Annotated in this window: 1 protein-coding gene; it reads right to left on the bottom strand. The window is 71.6% G+C overall.

Annotated elements, in window-relative coordinates; all coding sequences use genetic code 11:
• A partial coding sequence (locus tag FXN61_RS49395; protein ID WP_167980633.1) for a type 2 lanthipeptide synthetase LanM family protein occupies positions 1–1,492 on the bottom strand: 1,492 nt, incomplete at both ends.

Here is a 1,492-nt window from a genome sequence, read left to right as displayed (position 1 = left end):
GGGTCGAACCGCGGCGACGTGGCCGGGCACGGCGGCACCGCTGTGGTGCGACACCGGACGCGGCCGGGACGCCAGCAAGGCCGTGATCACCCACTGCTGGTCGTGCCGGTCGACCTCGCTCATCGCCGCGATCTTGCGTTCCACGGCGTGCAGTCCGGGCTCCGGCAGCATCCCCGGCAGCCGGAGCCCGGACGCGGTCCACAGGTCTGCCGACCCCGGTCGGCACGTGAACAACGGCACGTCACCGCGCCACAGGTCGGAGACCTCGAACGGCACCAGCCGGTCGAGCAGCGGGTCGTCGGCCACCAGCACGCCGAACGCCAGATCGCGGTCCAGCGCGTCGGTCAGCACCGACGGATGGGTCGACTCGTCGAGCAGCCTCGCGTACTGACGTGTCGCGCGCGCCACGAACCGCACTTCTTCGTCCGCGCACGCACGAACCAGCCGCAGCAGCTCGTCCCGATGCGTCACGATCGCGTCGTAGCCCGCGCGGAACCCCGCCAGCAGCGAGTCCTGGTAGTCGGCGGGCTCGGCGGGCACCTCGCCCAGCAACGGCCGGTTGGAGGCCCCTGACGACTCGCGGGGGCGCCGCACGAGCCGCATCCGATCGGTTCCGGCGTCGGCCCAGTCGACGACGTCCAACGGCGACAGCACGCCGCGATCACCGCCGACACCGGACACGTCCGCGACCCCGTTGTCGCCCAGCAGCACGTGGGGGAGCAGGGCAGTGCGGTGCACCGAGCGCACCAGTGCCAGAGCGGCGGGGTCGGTGTCAGGGGTCAGCGTCGGGTGGAACAGCGTCTCGACGTCCACGAGCACCGGCTGGTCCCCGCACGCGATCAGGTTCTCGTAGTGCATGTCCGTGCCGTCGACCGCGTAGAGCAACGACAGCAGCGCGCCGAGCCGCCGGTAGAACTCGGCGACCCCGGCCACGTCCGCGCACGGCTCGTGCTCGACGTGCTCGAGCCACCCGTAGCCGTCGCGGGGGAGGAGTCGCGGTGACCGGAAGCTGATTCCGGTTCGCTTGGAAAGCCAGGTCAGCTGCGAGACGAACCGGACGTGCAGCCCGGTCGGTCGCGGCCGGTAGACCAGCCGGGCACCGGAGGAGAAGGTCAGCACCGCCACGGTGCGTCCCTGCTGGTGCGGATCTCCCCGGCCCGTCTCGATCGACATCAGCAAGCCGGGATCGAGCCCGCCGAACACGGTCCGCACGATCTCCCCGCGGTCGCGCGTGAACCGCGACGACAGCTCGTGGTGCGTGGAAACGGCCTGTTCACAGGCCTGCGCGAGCAGCCGTGCCAGCACCGGGTAGCGGTTGAACACCGAGGACAGGTCCAGGGTCCGCGTGAACTCGATGAACCGTTCGGCGCTCGTGGCGCCGGTCAGCGTGCCGCGTGCGTTGTGCAGCTCCAGCACCAGCGTGCGGGCCGCGATGGCGACCAGGCGACGGCCGAGCTGCTCGGCGAACGGCCCGTCGAACGGCGGTGCGACC

Origin of the sequence: Lentzea indica (genome assembly GCF_012184385.1) — a bacterium.
In the GTDB taxonomy this organism is placed as follows: Bacteria; Actinomycetota; Actinomycetes; order Mycobacteriales; family Pseudonocardiaceae; genus Lentzea; species Lentzea indica.
Note: the sequence above shows the minus strand (reverse complement) of the source record. Positions and strands in the feature narration are given on the sequence as shown.